Source organism: Streptomyces silvae (assembly GCF_016745505.1).
GTDB lineage: Bacteria > Actinomycetota > Actinomycetes > Streptomycetales > Streptomycetaceae > Streptomyces > Streptomyces silvae.
In genome coordinates, this window is the sequence record NZ_JAERUC010000072.1 from 14,953 (window position 1) to 33,366 (window position 18,414).

The window sequence follows — 18,414 nt, forward strand, 5'->3', positions numbered from 1 at the left end:
GCAGCGAATCCACGATGGCACGCACCACCGACACCGACCCGGCCCTGTGGGACTCTGTCGCCCGATTCGCGGGTGGTGTGTGCGGGGCTTCCGGCGGGGTCGGGGTGTGAGGTCGAGGTCGGCGAAGTGGGTGCGGCGTGTGGTGCCTGCAGGGAGTCCGGTCGAGTGGGCGTCGATGCGGTGCGGTAGAGCAGGGACACGATCATCAGGGCAGCATTACAAGTCCCCGTCGACGAGCCTGTAGGCGGGTGCCGACCAGCAGCGATGACTTCATGAGCCTCACACGCCGAGGTCGAGGCGGTCGCGGGCCCGGGTGACGGCAACGTAAGCGAGGCGGGCTTCTGCCTCAAACCTTGCCGGCGCGGAGCAAGCCGTGTATTGCCGCGCGCAGAAGAGAGGCCGAACCACTGCCGTCCGCATATTCGGTAACAGCTGATTTTGCGTGCTGTGTGATGAACCCTGTGGCGGCGTGCTTGGCACAGCGGGTGGCCAAGACGATCACGTCTGCCTGTCGGGCCTTTTGACGCAGTTGGGAACTTCCTACGCTGTCGTGGGAAGCGGTCACTTTGAGGCCAGGGACAAGTTGCTGAAGTGTCTCGGTGACTCGATCCAGCACCCGTTGGTCGAGGGAGTACAGCAGGAGTTGGCGCCCCGTTGCCGCCTTGAGTTCCGCTTCGGCGTCTTGCGCTTCGCCTTCACTGGGCTGGCTCTGCCAGTCCAGTTCAATGCCGAGTTCCGTGGACAGACGGCGCGCCATGCTCAGGTCGCCGGGGTCCAAGCGCCCCTGGTGCACGCTCAGTGGTAGCAGCAGCGCCAGGGCGAAGGTGTCTCGCGCGTTTGGCTCGGGGCTGGCTTCCATGACGAGGCGGTCGGCGAAGTCCAGTGCGATGGCGGCTCGTTCGGGGGCAACCCAGCGTTCGCAGGTGTCGGCGAGTTCTTCCAGCAGTTGTTGGTAAATAGCGGAGGAAGGACTGGACCGCAGCACAATTTCGGTGAGGGCCTGCACGGCCAGCAGGTCTCCCGGGCCGAGCCAGTCGTATGCCAGCGCGCAGGTGATCAGGGCGCGTGCACTCAAGGGGGCAGGCTGGCCGTAACCGACGCTATCGATGAAGGCACCCACGTATCGCCAGATCTTTGCCTGGCTGTCGTCAGGGAGATCCTCCAGCACCGTGGCGATGTGCCGGTCGTCTTGGACCGGTGATGGCCAGTCGGCCCACGCTTCCTGGTCCAGGATGCTGGTCAGGTTGGCATGGCCGTCGGCGACCGCGCTCATCAACTCCGCCCAGGAGGTGGGAGCTGCTGGTGGGGGTGTCGCGTCCGCGTTGTGCGTCAGGGACGCGGGGGCGGAGGGGACGTGCGTTTCGGTGGGGTTGCTTGTTTGGTGGGTTGGTATCCCGTCCGGCTGGACGTTGTGCAACGTGGCAATAGCGTGGCGAAGGCCCAAGGGAAGGGATTCGAGCGAAGTGCTCTTTTGGAGAGTATCGAGAACCGTTTGGGTGCTTGCCAGGTCCTCTCGGCTCACTGCGGCAACGAGGAGGACGGTGAGCGCTTCGGTGGAGTATGAGGCTTGGGCTTCTTCGAAGGGCGCAAGGGCGAGGAAGCCTCGATCGCGCAGGGCTTGTTGGGCGCCTGGCAAGTCACCGCAGGTGAGTGGTTCTTGCAAGTCGCAGGTGTAGACGGCGTTAAGTACTGCCTCCTTGACGGGGATTGGCGGGTTTTGCCGCATGATGTCGCCCAGATCGGGATAGTTGAGCAGTTCCTGGTCGAGGCCGAGGCGGGAGAGCCGCTTGATGCGCAGGTAGGCGAGGTTGACTGCGTTGATGCCGCCTTGCGCTGCCAACTGCTCGAGTGTTGCTTGGGAGGCTGCTTCGCCGCCGGCGGCCAGGGCAGCGTCGAACTCGGCCAGGAGTCGCCCAGTAGGTTTGGTTACGCGCCACAGGCGAGGGGGGCGACTGGCCAGTGTGTGCTGCATGAGCAGGGCGACGTCGGTCAGTTTCTGGCGGTAGCGGCGGTTGGGTTGGGTTTCCAGGCGGAAGGTGGTTGCTGGGCCGGCGAGGTCCAGCAGTGCTGACTCGATCGGGTCGTTGACGTCGAGCACGCACGGGCGCACGCCGGCGTTGATGAGGTATGTCGGTCCGGCGAATGCGGTGATGACGTGGGCCATGAGCGCCGCGTGTGCTTCGTCACGGACGGTGACGTAGATGGCGAAGCGGTCCTGGGCTTGCTGGTAGCGGGGCAGGACGATGGGCACGTCAGTGCTGCGGCGCAGCAGGTCGACGAAGGGCCGGGCTCGTTCGCCCTTGCGGGGGTCGGGGTCCATTCCTGGCCATGCGTCGTTGCCTGGGCCGAAGAAGCGTTGAAGGAGGTCGTTCAGGTCTTGTGTGGTCCAGGCCGGGGTGCTTTGGCGTGTGGTGGTCACTGATGCTCCTTCCAGCGCTGGGCGAGTTCGAGGCGTGCCTGGCCTGCATGGCTGCCGCCTACCTTGTAGGTCACGGCTTCGTCGTTCTCCAACAAGCCGCGCACGGTGAAGTTCATTGACCCGGTGAGCATCCAGTCACGGCCGCAGATGGTCTTTTCGTGGACGGAGGCGTCTTGCACCACGCGGACGGATTGGGTAGGGGTGCGGCGGTGCAGTCGGGCGAGGAAGTGGGCGTTGTGCGGATCGGGGCGGGTAACGACGGTGAGGGCGGAGCCAGCGGTCACGATCCGGGCGAGGAGGTCGGATAGTGAGCAGGCGCTGGGAGGGGTGTCGCCGAACAGGTCGTCGTATGATCCGTGGCTGTTGTCCAGGACGTGGACGTCGCTGATCCAGGGCGAGACCAGCCACATTCTGGGTCCGGGGAAGAGAAGTTCTCCCATCAGGGCCGTGGCAAGAATGGTGTCGGGGTTTTCACCGGTGGGTCCGCCGGTGCGTACGGGGCGCTGGAGTCCATTCATTGTGTGGCCTCTCGGATGTCCACTCGTACGTGCCATTGCTGGCCGTGGCGGCTCATGCTTTGCATTTCTCCGTGTACGCGCATCGCGTCTCGGTCGATCGGCAGGGCCGGCACCCGGACGATGGCGTCGGCGAGTGCGGTGGTGGCTTGGGTGTCTGCGGTCAATACGACGGCGGCGTGTTGGGCTAGTGCGGTTTGGTAGCGCTCTTCCCAGCCTTCTTCGGTGACGTCGATGTGGGGCAGTTGTTCGTCGTGTGCTGCGGTGGCCAGGAGTCGGTCCAGGCTGGCGGGGCGGTCGAGATAGGGCTGGTAGTGCTGGAGATGGTGGTTGCGGGCGTCGCGGCCGCGCGGCCAGAGCAGGCTGAAGGCTTGGTCGGCGGTAAGGCGCGGTCCCGGGCCGGTGGGCATGCGGCCTGATCCGACGGCGTAGGCGATGACGCGGGCGTCGACTTCCACGCCCAGGCGTTGTTCCAGGGACTGCCATCCTTCGACCAATGCCAGTGTGCTGGCGTCGGTGGCGGGAGTGCTGCCGGGACGCAGCAGTCGGGTTGACAGTGCTGCCACTGCGCTGTGGCGTGGCGGGCCGTCGATGTCGCTCCAGGCCTCGCGCAGTGTTGTCAGCGCTTGGTTGGATTCGGCGGCGGAGGTGTGGGCCCGTAGGGCTGCCATGGCACGTGCTGCCTTGCCGTTGGGTTGGGTGGTCACGTGGCGCAGGAGTCGGGTGACGGTGGAGTCGACGTATTCGTAGTCGTTGGGGGTCAGTGCTGTTTCGACCAGGCGCCAAAAGCGCCGCGGGTCTTCGGCGTAGTGCCGGGAGAGCTGCTCGATGACGCCTAGGCCGCCGATGGAGGTTTCGCTGAGCCAGATCGCAGCCGCGTTGTGGCTGTGTGCGGGCAGTTCCACGTCCACGATCAGGTCGCCGTCTTGGGCGTCGGGGCAGGCGCGAAGGGCGGCGCTCAAGATGGCTGCGGCCATGGTGTCGGTGTAGGTACGTCGTGCCAGGTCGGCTGTGCGCTCGGCGATGTCCGAGGCCACGAGGAGGTGTCCGGCGCGGTCGAGTGCGTCGATGACAACGGGTTGCTGGCTGAGATCGGTGAGGGTGGCGATGAGGCGTTCGTTGCTCTGTGCGGGCGATGTAGCCGGGTCGTCGCGGTAGAGCACGCTGAGGATCTCGCCCAGGTCGTCTCGCCAGGTTCCGGTGGCGAGTGTCTGGCGGATCGACGCCGGAGCGGGGCTGTCTTCTGCCGAGCCTCGCAAGGAGAACGACGTCAGGTAGACCAGGGCCAGCCAGCCTCGCTGGAATTGGTTGGTCACCTCGCTGAGGGCGGCATCGCTGTCGACGGCCTGGAAGAAGGCGAGGGTCCGCCATTGGGGCGAGGTCAGATACTGGGCGACCTGGGGGTGGCTGGTGTCGAGGGGCGCCGCGGTGAAGGAGGCTGCGTCCACGTTCAGTCGGAAACCGAGTGCGGCCGGTTCCCCGTTCACGGTGTAGCGCACGGTGCGTGCGTCGGTGGTGCCCCCGTCGTAGCTGACCTCAAAGCGCGATCCGCATGTCATGCGGCGCACCTCGATGGGGTTGCCTGCCTCGTGGGTGGCGAAGCCCACGCTGGTGATGCGTTGTTCCCAGGGCGAGGGGTGGGGAATATCGGCGGGCAGGGGGCGTGCGCCGGCTTCGACGACGAGTTGTGAGCCCCACAGAGGAAATCCTTGGGACCGGTCGGCGACCTGCTTGTCCGGCTTGCTCAATTGCAGTCGGTGCGGGCGAAGGACGACGACGTCTGACGGTTCTTGGCCGGGGAGGGTTGGGGTCCAGCGGCCTTCGGCGATTGAGACGGGCACGAGGCTGCTGTCGAGTTCCAGGGTGTCCTGGCCCAGCGGCGGGATGGGCAGCCAGGTGCGGTGGTCGTCGTGCTGGTGGCCATAACGGCGGCTGATTCTTCCCGGTACGGCCTCGCGCAGGGCTCTGGCAATCGGCAGCAGTTCATCGGCGTTGTCCTGCTCAGCAGTGTTGGCTGTGGGCTGCGCAGCAAAGGGCAGGATCAGGGCGACTTCGGGCACGTTCAGGGGGTCGAACAGGGTGCGTGTGACGAACTCCGGGAGCATCGCTCTGGGTTCGGCGCCGGGGTCCTTGTCCTGGAGGACTTGCCAGTCGTTCTTCAGCCGGCGCAGCGCGGTGGGAACGACGCTGAGCAGCAAGGAGCGCGGCTCTTCCCAGAGCAGGGCTTGTACGTCGTCGGCGGCCAGGTGCAGTGACGCCTTGAGGTGGCGGGCCAGGTCGTCTTGGAGAGCGGGAGTGGTCAGCAGACTCTCCAGCAGGTGCGCCAAGGCTTCACCAGCGGCTTGCTTTTCCTTGTTGCGGCTTCCCCCGCTGGGTGCGGTCAGCAGCCCTCGAGGGTCGGCCCACCTATGGCTGGGGCGGATCTTGCGTCCGGCCCAGTCCAGCAGTGATTGCGCTCCTTGAATCTTGATGACGAAGCGATTGTGGACCGGCAGGTGGCGTGCGGGTACTTCGGGCTGAAACAGCGTTTCGTAGGCCTGGTAGGCCAGACGGTCGCGACCGTAGTCGGAGAGGGTGATGACGGTGAGGGGGCGCATGGCGCGTTGGCGGCCGGCCCGGCCGCGGCGCTGGATGAAGGCTGCCGCGTCGTGGGGTGCCTTGTGCTGGAGTACCAGTCCCACGCGGGGGTCGTTGAATCCGACCTCGAGGGAGGCCGTCGCAACCGTCAGGTTCGCTTGGAGATCGACCCCGACGTCCTGGGAGGAGGTGCGTGCGATGCGCAAGGCGTGGTTGGCCCTGCCTGCAGCGAGTACGTGGCCGATTTTCTCCATGAGGTCCCACGACTGGCCGTCGCGGTAGCGTGCTTGGTGCTGGGCGCGCGTCGGGGCCCGCAACGCTGCAAGAACCGGCTTCTTCCCTGGCTTGCCGTAGCGGTTTTGTCCTCCTTCGGCGTCCCTGAGGTCGTCGTAGAAGCGATTGGTGACGTCCAGGTCGTCGGTGAAGAGGAATCCGGTGGAGCCGTAGAGTGCCGCGTCCTCTTCCGGGTCGAGCATGCGTCCAAAGAGCATGGCTGTCTGGATCGACGTCGACAACAGACTGCTGCCTGCGATCGGATCGCCGCGCAAGGCCAGGGCGTATTCGCGGCCCTCGTGGTCCATGCTGTCATCGGTGGGCTGGATGTATTCCACGCGGCTGTCGCGCAGTCCTACCAGGCGGGCGAAGAAGCCGGCAGCATCGCGCAGGGTGGCGCTCAGGCCGACGAAGGCCACCGGTTTGCGGACAGCGTACTGCCAACGGCGTAGCAGCAGGGCGGTTTGGGCGCCGTGGATCCCCGAGTAGGTGTGTACCTCGTCGAGCAGGACGAGGGACGGTACTGCGCCGCCTTGCCAGCCCAGCAGGCGGCTGAGCCCGCCTCCGGCGCTGTTCAGGTTGAGCATTTCGGTTGTAGTGAACAGCAGGTCAGGAGGTGTGTCTTCCTGAGATTTTCGGGTCAGGGCGAGGACGCCGTGGGGGATGGTGGCACGGCAGCCTAGACAGGTCAGGCGCTCTTGATTGTTCTGGCGATCAGCATCGCGCCACAGCAGTTCACCGCGCTCGCACGTGGGGCAGGTCAGGTAAGGGCAGACGGCGCCATCGCGTGTGCGTTTCCAGGCGGTACGGCCCGTGGCGCCGGGTTGCAGGCGGTCGTCGTCTTGGCGGTACGGCGTGTCTCCGTACAGGGCTCCCAGTCGAAATGGCCGGCGCCCCAACTTCTGCAGGGCAGGCTCCAGTGAGCGTGCGGTGCTCAGTGCCTCGCGCAACTGGTCCCGTAGGAGTTCCTTGCGGGGATACAACGCGAGCGTGTGCAGGCGGAAGGTGTTGGGGCGGGCGCGCGCGGCCATGGCCGCGAAGGCTGGCAGATAAAAGGCCAAGGTCTTGCCGCTGCCGGTGCCGGCGCCCACGATGACGCCGCTCGAGTGGGGGCGTTGCAGGGCGCCAGTCACCGCTGCGGTGGCCTCGAACTGGAAGCGGGCGAGGTCGCGGGCGCCGATGTGGGTTTGCGCCACAAGGTGTTGAACGGCTCCCCAGCCTGGTTGGCTGTCCAGTTCCTTCAGTGCTGTGGCTGCTGGGATGTTGCGTTGGGGGTAGCGGCGTGGCGCGGTGTGCAGGCGGTAGTCGGCCACGAGTCGTTTGCCGCTTTGCCACCACGGTGTTGATTCATCCCGCGCTTGCCAGGGAAAAAGTTGCCGCAGTTGTGCTGCGAGTCGGACGGTCTCTGCAAGGCGTGTGCGGTACTGCGCAGGGGAGGTGTCGGGCACTTTGAAGAGCCAGGCCCGGTCGCGGAACTCATAGAGCAGTTCCTCGCTCGACATCTGCGCAATGTCCGCGGGGGCCTTGGGCAGCAAGGTTTCTATGACGTCGAGGACTTCATGCTCGGTCAGGGATCCGTCGGTGATACCCCACGACACGAGAGGCAGTTCGCGGTCCTCGAGGGCGTTGAGGACCAGGTTGCAAAAGCGCGCCATCGCAGGTGAGATCACGCTCGCCTCCTTCGGACTTCCAGGTCGCCATCGAGTTGGCACTGGCGCAGCAGCGCGATTTCTGTGTCGGTGATGTCCTTCAGTAGCTGTGAGGTACCAGATGCCAGGCGGTCCAGGAGTGTCTGCAGTTCCGGCGGGGGGGCCGGTGCGGTGCTGAGCAGTTCGGCCAGTTCAGCATGCGCGTTGGCAAACAGGGTGATCGCCGATGCATCGACTTCTGCGGTCCGGGCGGCTTTGACGAGGTCTTGGTGCAGTGACTTCGCTCGGTTTTGCTCGCCGATGGAGAGCATGACTTGCCGGGCCAGTTCCAGTCCGGCCAGTTGCGTCTGCGTCCACTGCCGCCAGGCTTCCTGACTGTCCCGGGCGATGCGCTCTACCGTTTTTTGTACTGCGGTCGATGCGCGGGTGAAGGCAGCGTTGAGGGGCAAGCCGCCGCCCTCGCACTGGCGGGAGAATGCCGCCAGGCCGGAGTCGACTCCGGACAGGTCGATGTCCGGGCTTGCGGGTTGCGTCATCAGGGAGCGAGCGATACGGAGGTGGCGCTGCAAGGTGACCAGGTGGGTCCGCAAGACGCTGATGCGTTCGCTGATGCGTCGCGCTTCCTCCTCTCCCTTGGCTCCCTCGTTGAGACGGCGTGCTTCAGCCTGCAGGCGCTCTGCCTTTTGCAGGACAGACAGGGGCCCGCTCATCGGCCTTCTCCCTCTACGTTCAGCGCCTGCCACTCGGTCAGAATGTCCTGAACTGCCCGGACGGCTTCGTCGCCGTGGGAGTTGGTTCGAGATTCTGCGTGGTCCAAGGCAGCGGTCAGCCACGTGTCGCTGGCCACGAGAAACTCCCGCACGACCTGCACGGTCGCGCCACGGTCTCGCGCGGCGGCAGTGATGCCTGCCGCGTGACGCGCAGCATCGGTGGCGTCTGAATCGTCGACTTTACGCAGGTCGTCCTCGAGTTGGTTGAGGATCTTCCAGTCGACGTCGCGGGCACCTTCCAGCAACTCGGTGATCTGCTTGAAAGTTGCCCTAGGGATCGAGATGCTCGCGTCCTCGGCCGCCGCGAGGGCGTCGCGTACTGCGGCCAGGACCTGCGCGGAAGTAGTACCGCGCGGATGATGCTGGCGAATGACGTCCAACTGGCTGCGCAGGGAGGCGTTTTGGTTGTTGACGACGTCGATCCAGTTGGCGAAGTTCTTGACGGCCGGTTTCACGTGGTCCGGGGGCGGCTCCTTCCCTTCCATCTGCCAGTCCCACTGCGTGCACGCTTGACGCAACAGCGGCAGAGCTCGGGCAGCGTCGATCATGCGCGGTTGCCCGTTGCCCTGAGCCACGCCCAGTGCGTTGCGAAGCCATTCGACCAGGGCGGGCCTGTTGGGGAGGTGGGACTCCAGCAGTTTGTTCCATGCAGGATCGCGGTCGGCTGCGTCCTGACGCTTCCATGAACGCCCGTCATGGAAGGCTGCCGCCAAGAGGTCGGCCTCGTCCATGCCAGGCCATGCAACGCCAGCCAACACAGCACCGATGAGCGAAGCCCTCAGCCCGAGGACCAGTTCGTCGGCGGTGATCTGCAGGCTTGTTTGCAGGGCCGTCGTGAAAAACGCAGCGTAGCGGTCTGCGTCGGCACTCAACCGGCGTACGTGCTCTGCTCGTTGCGCGGGGTGGCCGTTCTTCATCAGCAGGATGCTGTGCAGGTAACGGCTGTTTCGCGCGGTCCGCTTGATACGAATGGGTGCGGTCGCAGCGCCGACCAGGTTCTCCGTTGCCCCTTCGATGGAGACCACACGGGCGTTGACGGGCCACACGGCGCGGGCGGTGGTTTGAGATTGTTCCGGCATCAAGGGATCGATCCAGCGGTAGCGCTGGACGACCGCGCCGATGAGTGCGGTGCGCAGCTCCAGAGCAACGGACTGCAGGAGCACCTGGTCCCGAGTGAGCCAGTCATCCACTGCCTTGAGCTTGGCCAGAAGCGATGGTAGAAGGTCTGATTCAGCGGAGACGGGATCGGTCGTCGTCGGCGTGCTGGTAACGGTGCTCCTCTTGTCCCCTTCAGCTTTTACCTGGGCTTTCGGTGTCTGTTTGATCGCTGTGCTGTCGCCGGAGAAGGTGCGGTGTTCCAGGGCAAAGGCGTCGATGACGGCGTTGGGCAGGGCGCCGGCGTGGGTGGGGGCGTTTCCCCAAAATTCCAGGACAAGCTTGCGGCGAGCGGCGTCCAGGTGGTCCTCAGCCTCGACCACTTCCTGCACTTCGGCAGGCAGTGGGTCATCAACGGCTGCCGTGGGGAACTGAGAGCGGAAGCGGGCGTCGGGGAAGGAGCCTTCCTTGAGCGCGGTCGCGTGCTCGACCAGGACAGGACGGATCACACTTCCCAAAACGGTGCGGGGGACGAACGCGTAAGGGTCGCTGCGTGGGGCGGTGGCGTGGATGGTGCGCACCAGCGCAGACTCGTTGAAGGGGTAGAGCCCAAAGCCCTGAGAGGTTGCCCCGAACTGCTCGTGGCAGTGGGTGATCAGAGGGCAGGATTCGCAGTAGTTGGCGACCTGTCCGTCGTCCGCGCTTTCCAAGGCGTCCCGTCCAAGGCGGGCAGCGTTCAGATACCGCCCGACGAACGAGGCGATCTCTTCCTCGCCTTGATCATCCTGGGTGAAGGGCACATTGAGGTTGTAGACGTATCCTGCCGTTGCCCGCACACGGGTCAGGGCGGTTTCCGGCAGGTCCTTGAAGTAACCCGTGGTGACAGCCATGAGCGTGCGGATGGGCGCCAGGCTTGCGCTGCCAAAGCGGTTACCCGCCTCGATGACCGCATCGAGAAGATCTTTCTGGACACCCTGAATGAGTGCAAAGTCTTCGATCAGCAGAACGATCTCTTTGCCCTCGCGGGCATACTCCCGCCGCACCTTGAGCATGGCGTCCTGCAGGCGGCCGGAGCCCAGGCTGGCTACCTGCTTGACGGCCGTTTCCAAATGCTGGTTCAGCAGGTCAACGGCAGCCTGCTGCGCAAGGGGGTTACCCGAGATCGCGCCGACCAGCTTGATCGTGATCTGGGCGGCCTGGTGGAGATCGAGCAGGTCGGTCGGCAGATCGTCGATGGTGAAGGCCATGGGACGGTCTGGTTCGCCATCCGCGCGGTCATGCAGCAACTGCTCTGCCAGGGCGGTGATGAACTTGCCCTGGGCGAGCATGGAGGCGCTCACGTGGGGGTCTTGCAAGATGACGGTCAGGCCGCGGGGGCCAGCCAGGAAACGGGCGTGCTGCGGAACGTCGCGGACCGTGGTGGCGGCCAGGGATTCACTCAGTGCGTTGACTAGTCGCCTGCTGAGCGTGGCCACATCCATACTGTCGGTGAAGCGATGGATGTCGTCGCGCAGTTTGGCCAGGTTGCCGTCCTGGACGTCGGCGAGCAAGGCGTCGATGACGGCACGCAGACTCGTCTTGGCCTTTTCCAGGTAGATGACCTTGCGCTTGGCCGAGTCGGGCAGCGTTTCGCCTACCCAGCGCACCAGGTGGGACTTTCCGGTGCCGGAGTCACCCACAATCGGCACCAAAAGCGCACCGGTGTCGGATTTCAGTGCAAGGAACTCATCGCGGACGGTTTTCTCGTCGACCAGGGCGCCGTCGTCCAAAACGGAGCGCCCGTCCAAGCGGGAGCGGCGAATACGCAGCGGTGCATGCGTGGCCAGGAAGACCGCTCGGGAAGGGCTGACTGCTTCGGTGTTGATCGTCGCAGCTGCCGTTTCAGGCTTCCAGCACAAAAAGCCGCGAAGGTCAGCCATTCTGGTCCTCCGAGATGACGATGTCGGACACGTAGTGGGAGGGGCGGTCGGGGTCGTGAAGGCTCAGGATGCGCTGCGCATCCGCATCTTGCTGCAGAACGAGCCAGCCCTCGTCTTCACCGCGCAGGAGGGCAAAGGACAAGGCAGGGCCAGCCGATCGTGCTCCTGGGTCGGGGATGCCCAAGGCCGTGGCGTACTCACCGCCGGGAAGCACCGGTAGGGCGGTGCGCAGGGCCTGGGCGGCGTCAACGGCGTTGACGCGTTCCCCGATCGCCCACATCGTCAGCATGGTCTCTTTGATGGCTGCTGTGCAGTCCGGCGACAAGGGCCCCCTGCCCGGGGTGGGCAGCAAGGGAGTCGCTCCGAAGCCCAGAGCGGGGGCCCAGTGCACGAAGCGATTCCAGCGGGTGTCATTTTTGGAAGCGGTGCCCGCTTCAGGGTTGAGGTCTTCAGACTGCTCAAGCTGAGCAATATCCCAGGTGGCGGCCTCGCCCAGGGGGTCTCGGGACAAGAACCACACAAGCGTACGGGTCAGGTCCCGCGGACCGGTCTGCGCGGGATCCTGTGCCAGTCCCGCGTTGAGGTCACTGTCCAAGACAGCGCGGCGAAGGCAGGCAGCGAATGCGGCGAAGTCCGTGCCATCCACGGTCACAGCATGTCCAGCGAGCCGGATGTAGTTGTCTTCCTCTGCAATCAGTCCCAGGTCCCGCAGGGTGCGTACGGTTTGATCGAAGGTCTTGTTCTCCTTGCCCTCGGTGAGCGCGGGCGGAGTCAAGAAGGACCGTGCCCGGTCGACGGGCAGTGGTTTGCCTTCTGCGGCAAGCAGTCGAACCACGGCCCACATAAAAGGTGGTACCGAGGCTTCCACATTCAGCAGGGCCATCAGAAAGACTCCAGGGCAGTACGTACCCACAGGTGGGCACGGTGGATGGCAATGAGAGGGGTTTTGGGGCGGTCCGGATGCGTCAGGGACCGGGGATGCAGCAGGTATGTCACATCCTGGGACTCAAAGCGCATCGCTGCTTCCGGCCCCATGACGGAATCCTCCGGGTCCATGAGCCAGACCAGGGGGTTGGTGTAGCGGTCGAGGAGGTCTCCGTCGGAGTCCACGATGAGGGGATGTGGGCGCATGTCGCGCTGCAGTCGTCGGGTGGAAAGGCGACTGGTCCCCGGACCGCCCACGGCTGACATCCCTCGTGCCGCCAACCGCTCGAGCAGTTCGGGTATGAGGTCGTTGAACTCTTGTTGGGTTTCCCAGTAGATGGAAAGGCACGGCAAGTCTGTCCTGAAGCGCTGCAGGGGATCTGCGCTGCTGGTGGGCCAGGACGGCACCGGGGGTCGGGGTTCTACGGCCAGTCGGTAGTAGCCGGCAGCACTCCCCCGCGCGGGGCCGTTCTTGCGGCAGTGCGGGCACCCGCGGCAGGTGACTGCGGTGGGCAAGGTGCCCCCCTGGTACGGCACGCGGTAGTGCTCTGCCAGTGCCTCGCCCCAGCAGCGTTCGCTGCGCAGGATGGTGCGCAGTCGCCCGCCCGCGCTGTGCTGGTCGGCGATGATCTGCTGGCGCACCTGGTTGAAGTGGGCGCCAAAGTAGGCAAGGTCATTGGTTTGGCCGTCGGCGAGAATGATGTCGAACTGCTTGCCCAGCGCGGCGTAGAACGCATCGGATCGCTGCTGCCAGGCTGCGTCGGTTTCCTCGGGTGCGCGCACAGGCGGCTCAGGGATGGTCACCGTGATCAGGCCGGCTCTGACCATCAGGTTGAGGATGCGTTCGTTCCAGGTGCGATGTTGGTTGAAGCCTTCGGGCATATCGGCGGGCAGGGAATCAAGGCTGATCCGGTAGGCGCCGCTGGGGGTGGCCGTGCGGTCGCGCCACATGGCCCGCCATCGTTTCCAGGCACGACCGGTTGTCAGTTGCGGGTCGCGGTTGAGGCGTTCGGCCAACTCCTCATCCCCGGGGGCTGTGGCCATGTAGGCGATGCAGGGGTTGCCGTCGCGCCCTGCGCGGCCGACTTCCTGGTAGTAGCGGTCGGTGGTTTCCGGTAGGCAGGCGTGGACGACGGTGCGTACGTCGGCGAGGTCGACTCCCAGACCAAAGGCTGAGGTGCCGACGACCACGTCAAACCGGGTCGGGCTGGGCCCGGCAGGCGTGGAGCCCGCCCAGCCTTCCAAGGCAGCACGACGCTCATCGTCTTTAGAGTTGCCGGTCACCTGGGTCACGCGGTGGAAGCCAGCTGAGCGAAGCCGCTCAGCCCAGGCTTCGGCGTCCTTAACGCGCGTCGTGTACAGCGCCAGAGGCTTCGGGAGCATGGCGACGGCCTCGATGACAGCTTCCTGCCGCGTTTCAGGGTCCGGGCAGGTGTCGACGTAGTAGCTGGGCTCGTGACGCAATTGCGCCGCCCAGGCCACCTGTGCCTGTCCTGGTTCGGCAAACAGTTGTTCCAGCAGGGTCACCTGTCGGCTGGTGAGGGTGGCGCTCATGGCCACAGTCACCGGGGCCTGCCCTGCGGGGGCCTTGTGCAGCCAGGTGCGCCGGTGGCTGGCCATGGTTTGAAAATCGGGCCGAAAGCCTGTGCCCCACTGCTCGACCAGGTGTGCTTCATCGATGATGCAGTACTGCAGCAGTCCCGCCTCGGCGGCATCCTCCAGCGGCTTCTTCAGCGCCGTCACCACTGCTTCGGGCGAGGTGAACAGCAGGCGCTGCCGACCGGTGCGGACGTCGTCGCAGATCTGCTGCTTGACCTCCTGCGGCATACCGCTGGTGTAGGCGTAGCGTCCGCTCGGGCTTCGTTTGCCTTGCCGCTCAAGGGTGGCTTGCGTTCTGGCTTCCATGTCCAGGGCCAGGATGACGGTGGGCACGACCACAACGGACACTCCCCCGCGGGCACCGGCCAGCAGGGCTGAAGCCTGCGCGACCGCGGTCTTGCCGTGTCCGGTGGGCAGGCACACGATCGTCGTGGTGCCGGCGGGGGCGAGCGCGACCGCCCGTGCCGCCTGCTGCTGTCCGACGGAGACGTACTCCTGATATCCCAGGGCCTCGTGCCAAAAGGGATCGGCAGGCCGGGGTTCAAGGTGTCGCCGGTGCGGCGAGTCCACTCCGAGGTAGACCTGTTCCAGATCCTTTTGAGCGCTGTCTTGTGCTTCGGGCGTCAGCGCTCGCGGGTGCCACGGCTGGGCGAAGACCCGCAGGCCTCGCTCGGTCGGCAGGGTCCGGCAGGCCATCTGCTCCCACTGCTCGCGGCTGGGCAGTGCCGGATCCAGGGGGACGTCGAGTCCGGTGTGGTTTCCCCTGACGGCAGCCTCCAACAGCACCTGGCGGGTCAGCGCCGCAATGTCGCCCCAGGCGACCGCCTGGGTGTGCTGCGCTGCCTGGTCGGCCAGGGCGTCCTGTAGCCGTCGCAGGGTGCCGGCAGCCGGCTTCGACGGTATCTGGGGCCATGCGGCAAACAATTCCTGGGCCTGCGCCCACGCATCACTCATGGTGCGCCGCCTTGCGGTAGCCGCCCCGCACGATGCAGGTGGCAGCAACCACGCGCACCGAGGGGCGGCTGAGCCCCTCCACGAGATCGCCTGCCACGGCAACATCCAGCAGATAGCTCTCGGTATCCCCCAGCAGATGACCGGCTGCCTGGCGCGCCTGGGCCTGGGCGGTTGCGACGGCGAGTTGCTGGCGTGCCTGCTCCTGCGCCGTGGTGCACCTGCTCACGAGGTCGGTCGCCTGGAACAGGTGGGCCCGGGCCGCGTCCTCGGCCGCTTGTGCCGCATGCCGGTATTCCTGCCAGCCACCGAACACAGCCAGCAGTTGGCCTTGGTTGGTGACGTTGTAGTTCTGATCTCTCTTCGTCTCCTTGCCGTCCTTGTCCTTGCCGTAGGGAGCATTCAGCCAGGCGCAGACCGCCGGGTCGGTCAGAGCCGTGGGGTGCCCCGCGCGCGTCCACACCTTGAGGGTGAACGGGGGCATGAGGCGATCAGCCTGCCGCCTCAGCGCGCGCCGGGCCTCCGGTACCTCTTCGAGGCGGCGCAGTGCGGCACTGATGTCCGCCTCCACGAGATACTCGAGTCCGAAGTAGGCCTCATCGGCTCCGCGACAGGCGGGGTCGAAGCGGCGGAAAGCTGTGGCCTGACCGCATTCATCGGTGAAAACGATGTCGGCGAGCAGGTCCACGAAGGGGTTGCCCGCGCGAAACAGCCTGGTTCCCGGAGCCCGCAACGCGGTGGACCGGTTGAAGACCCCCTGTGTCATGTCGGCATGCATGCGCTCGGCAGCTGCTTTGTAGCGGCGTGGGTCGATCAGCGGGCGTGAGGAAGCGACGTCGAAGTAATCGCGCTGGTGGCCTGCGACGGTACGCGTGCCGTGCCGGAAGCCCAGTCCACCGTTGTTTGGGTCGGCGTAGTGCACCAGGCCCGTCCGCAGACGTTGCCAGTCTTGTTCCAGGCGATCCAGGGCGGCAGCAATCTGGCGTGTCTGCTCCGACGCCCCATGTACGGACTCCAGCATGTCCATGGTGTCGATATCCCGCTTGGCCTGGCGCAGTTCTTCGCGGATGCTGGGCGCCAGCGAGGTCAGCCGCCCCGGACCGTCGAGGAGGGCTTGCGCCCACACACCGGGCAGAGCAGTGGCAATGGTGTCCTGCAGGGTCGAGGCAGATGCGGTGAACAGGTCGTATCCCTCGTGAAGCACACGGGCCCACGCGCCGCAGAACGCCTCATCGCCCTCGCGGTCGCCCACGCGGAACTGCTGCGCCGGTCGGTTTTGGCGCAGCGATTCCACTCCCCGGTAGCGGTCCACGCGCCCGATCCGCTGCTCCAACCGGTTGGGAGACCACGGCAGTCGCACGTGCACCACCGTGTCGGCGAGTTGCAGGTTCAGCCCGTCCTCGGCGGATGCGTCAACGACAAGGATCTGGGACTGCGTGGTGTCGCGTGCCGTGCGCCAGGCCAGCACGGCCTGCTCGCAGGCGTCCGATCCGATGTCGACGGTGTGCAGGCCCACAACGGCCGCGGGGGCCTGCTCGCGCAGCACATCGGCGACCTGCCCGGCCAGGCTTCCCGGGCCGCAGAAGATCACCGCCCTCGTTCCGGGTCGGACCACCGACAGCAACGCCTTAGCCAGCACCGTACTGGCCGGTACACCGGAGTGGTCGGCGTACTCCTGGGTGTAGGCGTCCAGCAGGTCACTCTCGCCGGGCACCGGGGCCGGCGCGGCAAGGTAGCCGCGTTCCTGATCGGTGAGTCCTGCCTGGTCGGCGGCTTGGCCATCGTGGTGCACGCGCCAGCGCAAGGCAGACAGCACGTCCTTGAACAGGGCCCCGGCCCGTGAGGCGAGTACCGCCAGCGCCATGCCGTAGGCGCTGTGCTGGGTTTCGTCGGCTTCGGTGTCCAGCCGGTGATCAGCGATCAGGGTGCGCCATTGCAGCAGCAGCGCCTGGGCCAACTGCTGCTCCCCGGATTCCACCGCGAGAAGGCGCGGGCGGGTACGCCCCCGCACTTCATAGGGCACCAGAGCCGATGCTTCGTCGTCGCGCAGCACGGAGGCGCGGCGGTGGCGGATCACTCGTCGATGTAGGCGGTAGGTCTCACTGAGATGAGCCCTCAGTGCCTCGACGCGCACTTCCAGTTCCGGAGCCTGCTCCTCGTCCGCCAGTTGGTCGTCGTCGGTGAGCAGCGCCAGCACCTCGGTGGCCAGACGGTCGAAGTGGCCATCGTGGGGCACCAATTCGCGCAGGTTTTGGATGGTCATCGGCAGCAGTGCCGGGAAGTAGGCATCCAACTGGAAGGCGCCGTTGGCAAAGTCTTTGCGCCGCCGGTAGCGCTCTTCGAAGGCGGCGCGGTCGTCCCAGCGGTACAGGTGTTTGTCCAGGAGGTGCAGCAGGCCAAGGTGGGTGACGTAATGAGAGGTCACCGGGGTGGCCGACAACAGCAGCAGGCGCGTGGCCGAGTGGGCGATGCCGCACAGTTCGCGGTAGGGCGACTGCATCGGTTCCCTGATGTTGTGGACGAGGAGATGCGCCTCATCGACGATCAGCAGGTCGGCGTCGCGGTAGGTAGCCCACTTGACCGGGGTTTCGTGAGCAGTGAAGGTGATGTGTGCCTCGGGGAAGTCATCGATGAAGAACTTCTCCAGCATTTCGCTGCGCCACTGCCTCACCAAGGGCGCCGGTGCGAGTACGACAACCCGCGCGCGCCGGTTGTCGATCAGCGTCTGACGAAGGATGTAGCCCGCTTGGACGGTTTTCCCAAGCCCGACCTCATCGGCCAGCAGGTAGCGCTGCACGGGGTCGGAAAGAACGGTCAGCGCGGCCTGGATCTGGTGGGGGTAGATCTCGGCAGCAGAAGACAGCAGCGCCGGAATGCTTCCGCTGGCGCCGCGCTGGGCGATGAGGCCGTGCAGCATCGGCAGGCGGGCATCATGGTAGTAACCGGACTCGTTGCCTCCAGCGCCCAACGTTGCCACCGGGTTCTTCACCGGTTGATCCCAGCGCACGTGCAACTCCGCTGCTCGCACAGGCGGATGTACATTCGGGTGGTTGGGGAAGCGAACGTAGTACACGCCTGGGTCGCTCCCCTGCACCCGCCCCACGAGCCAGACGCCCGTGCTCGGATCACGCCGATAGACGCGGGTCTCATCTGGCAGGCTCACCGGGGTACACAGCCCCTCGGCTACCCACTGCGTCTGCGCAACTGGTTCCGCTATCGATTCAAAGAAGTCGACCTTCGCCTTGTCGCCCTCGACTGCCGCGACTCGCCCAACCCCCGGAGAACCGGAGAAGCGAACAAAATTCCCCACCCTCAGCCTTGACATCACACTTCCTTCACAGGGCGCTCACATCCGGCAGGCTGAAGCGTAAACGGCACCTCTGACAGTCACCCCGCCCGGGTACGCCAATCCGGTCTGCGATCACGAGAAGTAGGGTCTCCGCCCACCGCACCGAAGGCTCGCACCCGCCCACCCATCGTCGCCCACCTCAGGGTGATTTGTGCCGTCTCACGCCGCCCCTCCCTTGTGTTGACGTTCACTCACGCTAGCCGTGATCACGCCATTCGTGGTCTCTCTGATCGGGTTGGCCGCTCGTAACGTGCCGCAGGACGCCGGGCAGGCTGACGCGAATACTTCCTGCCGCCCGCGAGGGCTGGCTCTCTTTGGGTGTGTCGACCTGCCCGGTGTCCGTTCGCGGCTTGACTCAACAGAGGCATGAGCAT

8 protein-coding genes are annotated in these 18,414 nt (G+C 65.7%); all 8 read right to left on the reverse strand.

Annotated features, from left to right (window positions below; genetic code table 11):
* Positions 1–346: 346 nt before the first annotated feature.
* From dpdD to dpdE, 8 genes are read right to left on the reverse strand one after another with little or no spacing between them, the layout of a single operon-like run.
* On the reverse strand, positions 347–2,419 hold the full coding sequence (gene dpdD / locus JKV81_RS09445) for a protein DpdD (RefSeq protein WP_202075384.1): 2,073 nt from the start codon (positions 2,417–2,419) through the stop codon (positions 347–349).
* Positions 2,416–2,937 carry a phospholipase D-like domain-containing protein DpdK gene (gene dpdK, locus JKV81_RS09450; RefSeq protein WP_202075385.1) on the reverse strand — a complete coding sequence of 174 codons (522 nt, stop codon included), beginning with the start codon at positions 2,935–2,937 and terminating at the stop codon, positions 2,416–2,418. The genes dpdD and dpdK overlap by 4 nt, the downstream gene beginning before the upstream one ends.
* A complete protein-coding gene (gene dpdJ, locus JKV81_RS09455) occupies positions 2,934–7,454 on the reverse strand; it encodes a protein DpdJ (RefSeq protein ID WP_202075386.1) in 4,521 nt (1,506 codons plus the stop codon). Before dpdJ ends, dpdK begins: the two co-directional genes overlap by 4 nt.
* The gene (locus JKV81_RS09460) at positions 7,451–8,143 is read right to left on the reverse strand and encodes a hypothetical protein (protein WP_202075387.1); all 693 of its coding nucleotides are present in this window, start codon (positions 8,141–8,143) and stop codon (positions 7,451–7,453) included. Before JKV81_RS09460 ends, dpdJ begins: the two co-directional genes overlap by 4 nt.
* A complete protein-coding gene (gene dpdH, locus JKV81_RS09465; protein WP_202075388.1) occupies positions 8,140–11,217 on the reverse strand; it encodes a protein DpdH in 3,078 nt (1,025 codons plus the stop codon). The genes JKV81_RS09460 and dpdH overlap by 4 nt, the downstream gene beginning before the upstream one ends.
* On the reverse strand, positions 11,210–12,100 hold the full coding sequence (gene dpdG / locus JKV81_RS09470) for a protein DpdG (protein ID WP_202075389.1): 891 nt from the start codon (positions 12,098–12,100) through the stop codon (positions 11,210–11,212). The genes dpdH and dpdG overlap by 8 nt, the downstream gene beginning before the upstream one ends.
* Positions 12,100–14,694 (reverse strand): protein DpdF, encoded by a 2,595-nt coding sequence (dpdF, locus tag JKV81_RS09475; protein WP_202075390.1) that lies wholly within the window; start codon positions 14,692–14,694, stop codon positions 12,100–12,102. Before dpdF ends, dpdG begins: the two co-directional genes overlap by 1 nt.
* Positions 14,687–18,016, reverse strand: a complete 3,330-nt coding sequence (dpdE, locus tag JKV81_RS09480; protein ID WP_202075391.1) for a protein DpdE — start codon at positions 18,014–18,016, stop codon at positions 14,687–14,689. Before dpdE ends, dpdF begins: the two co-directional genes overlap by 8 nt.
* Positions 18,017–18,414 lie beyond the last annotated feature (398 nt).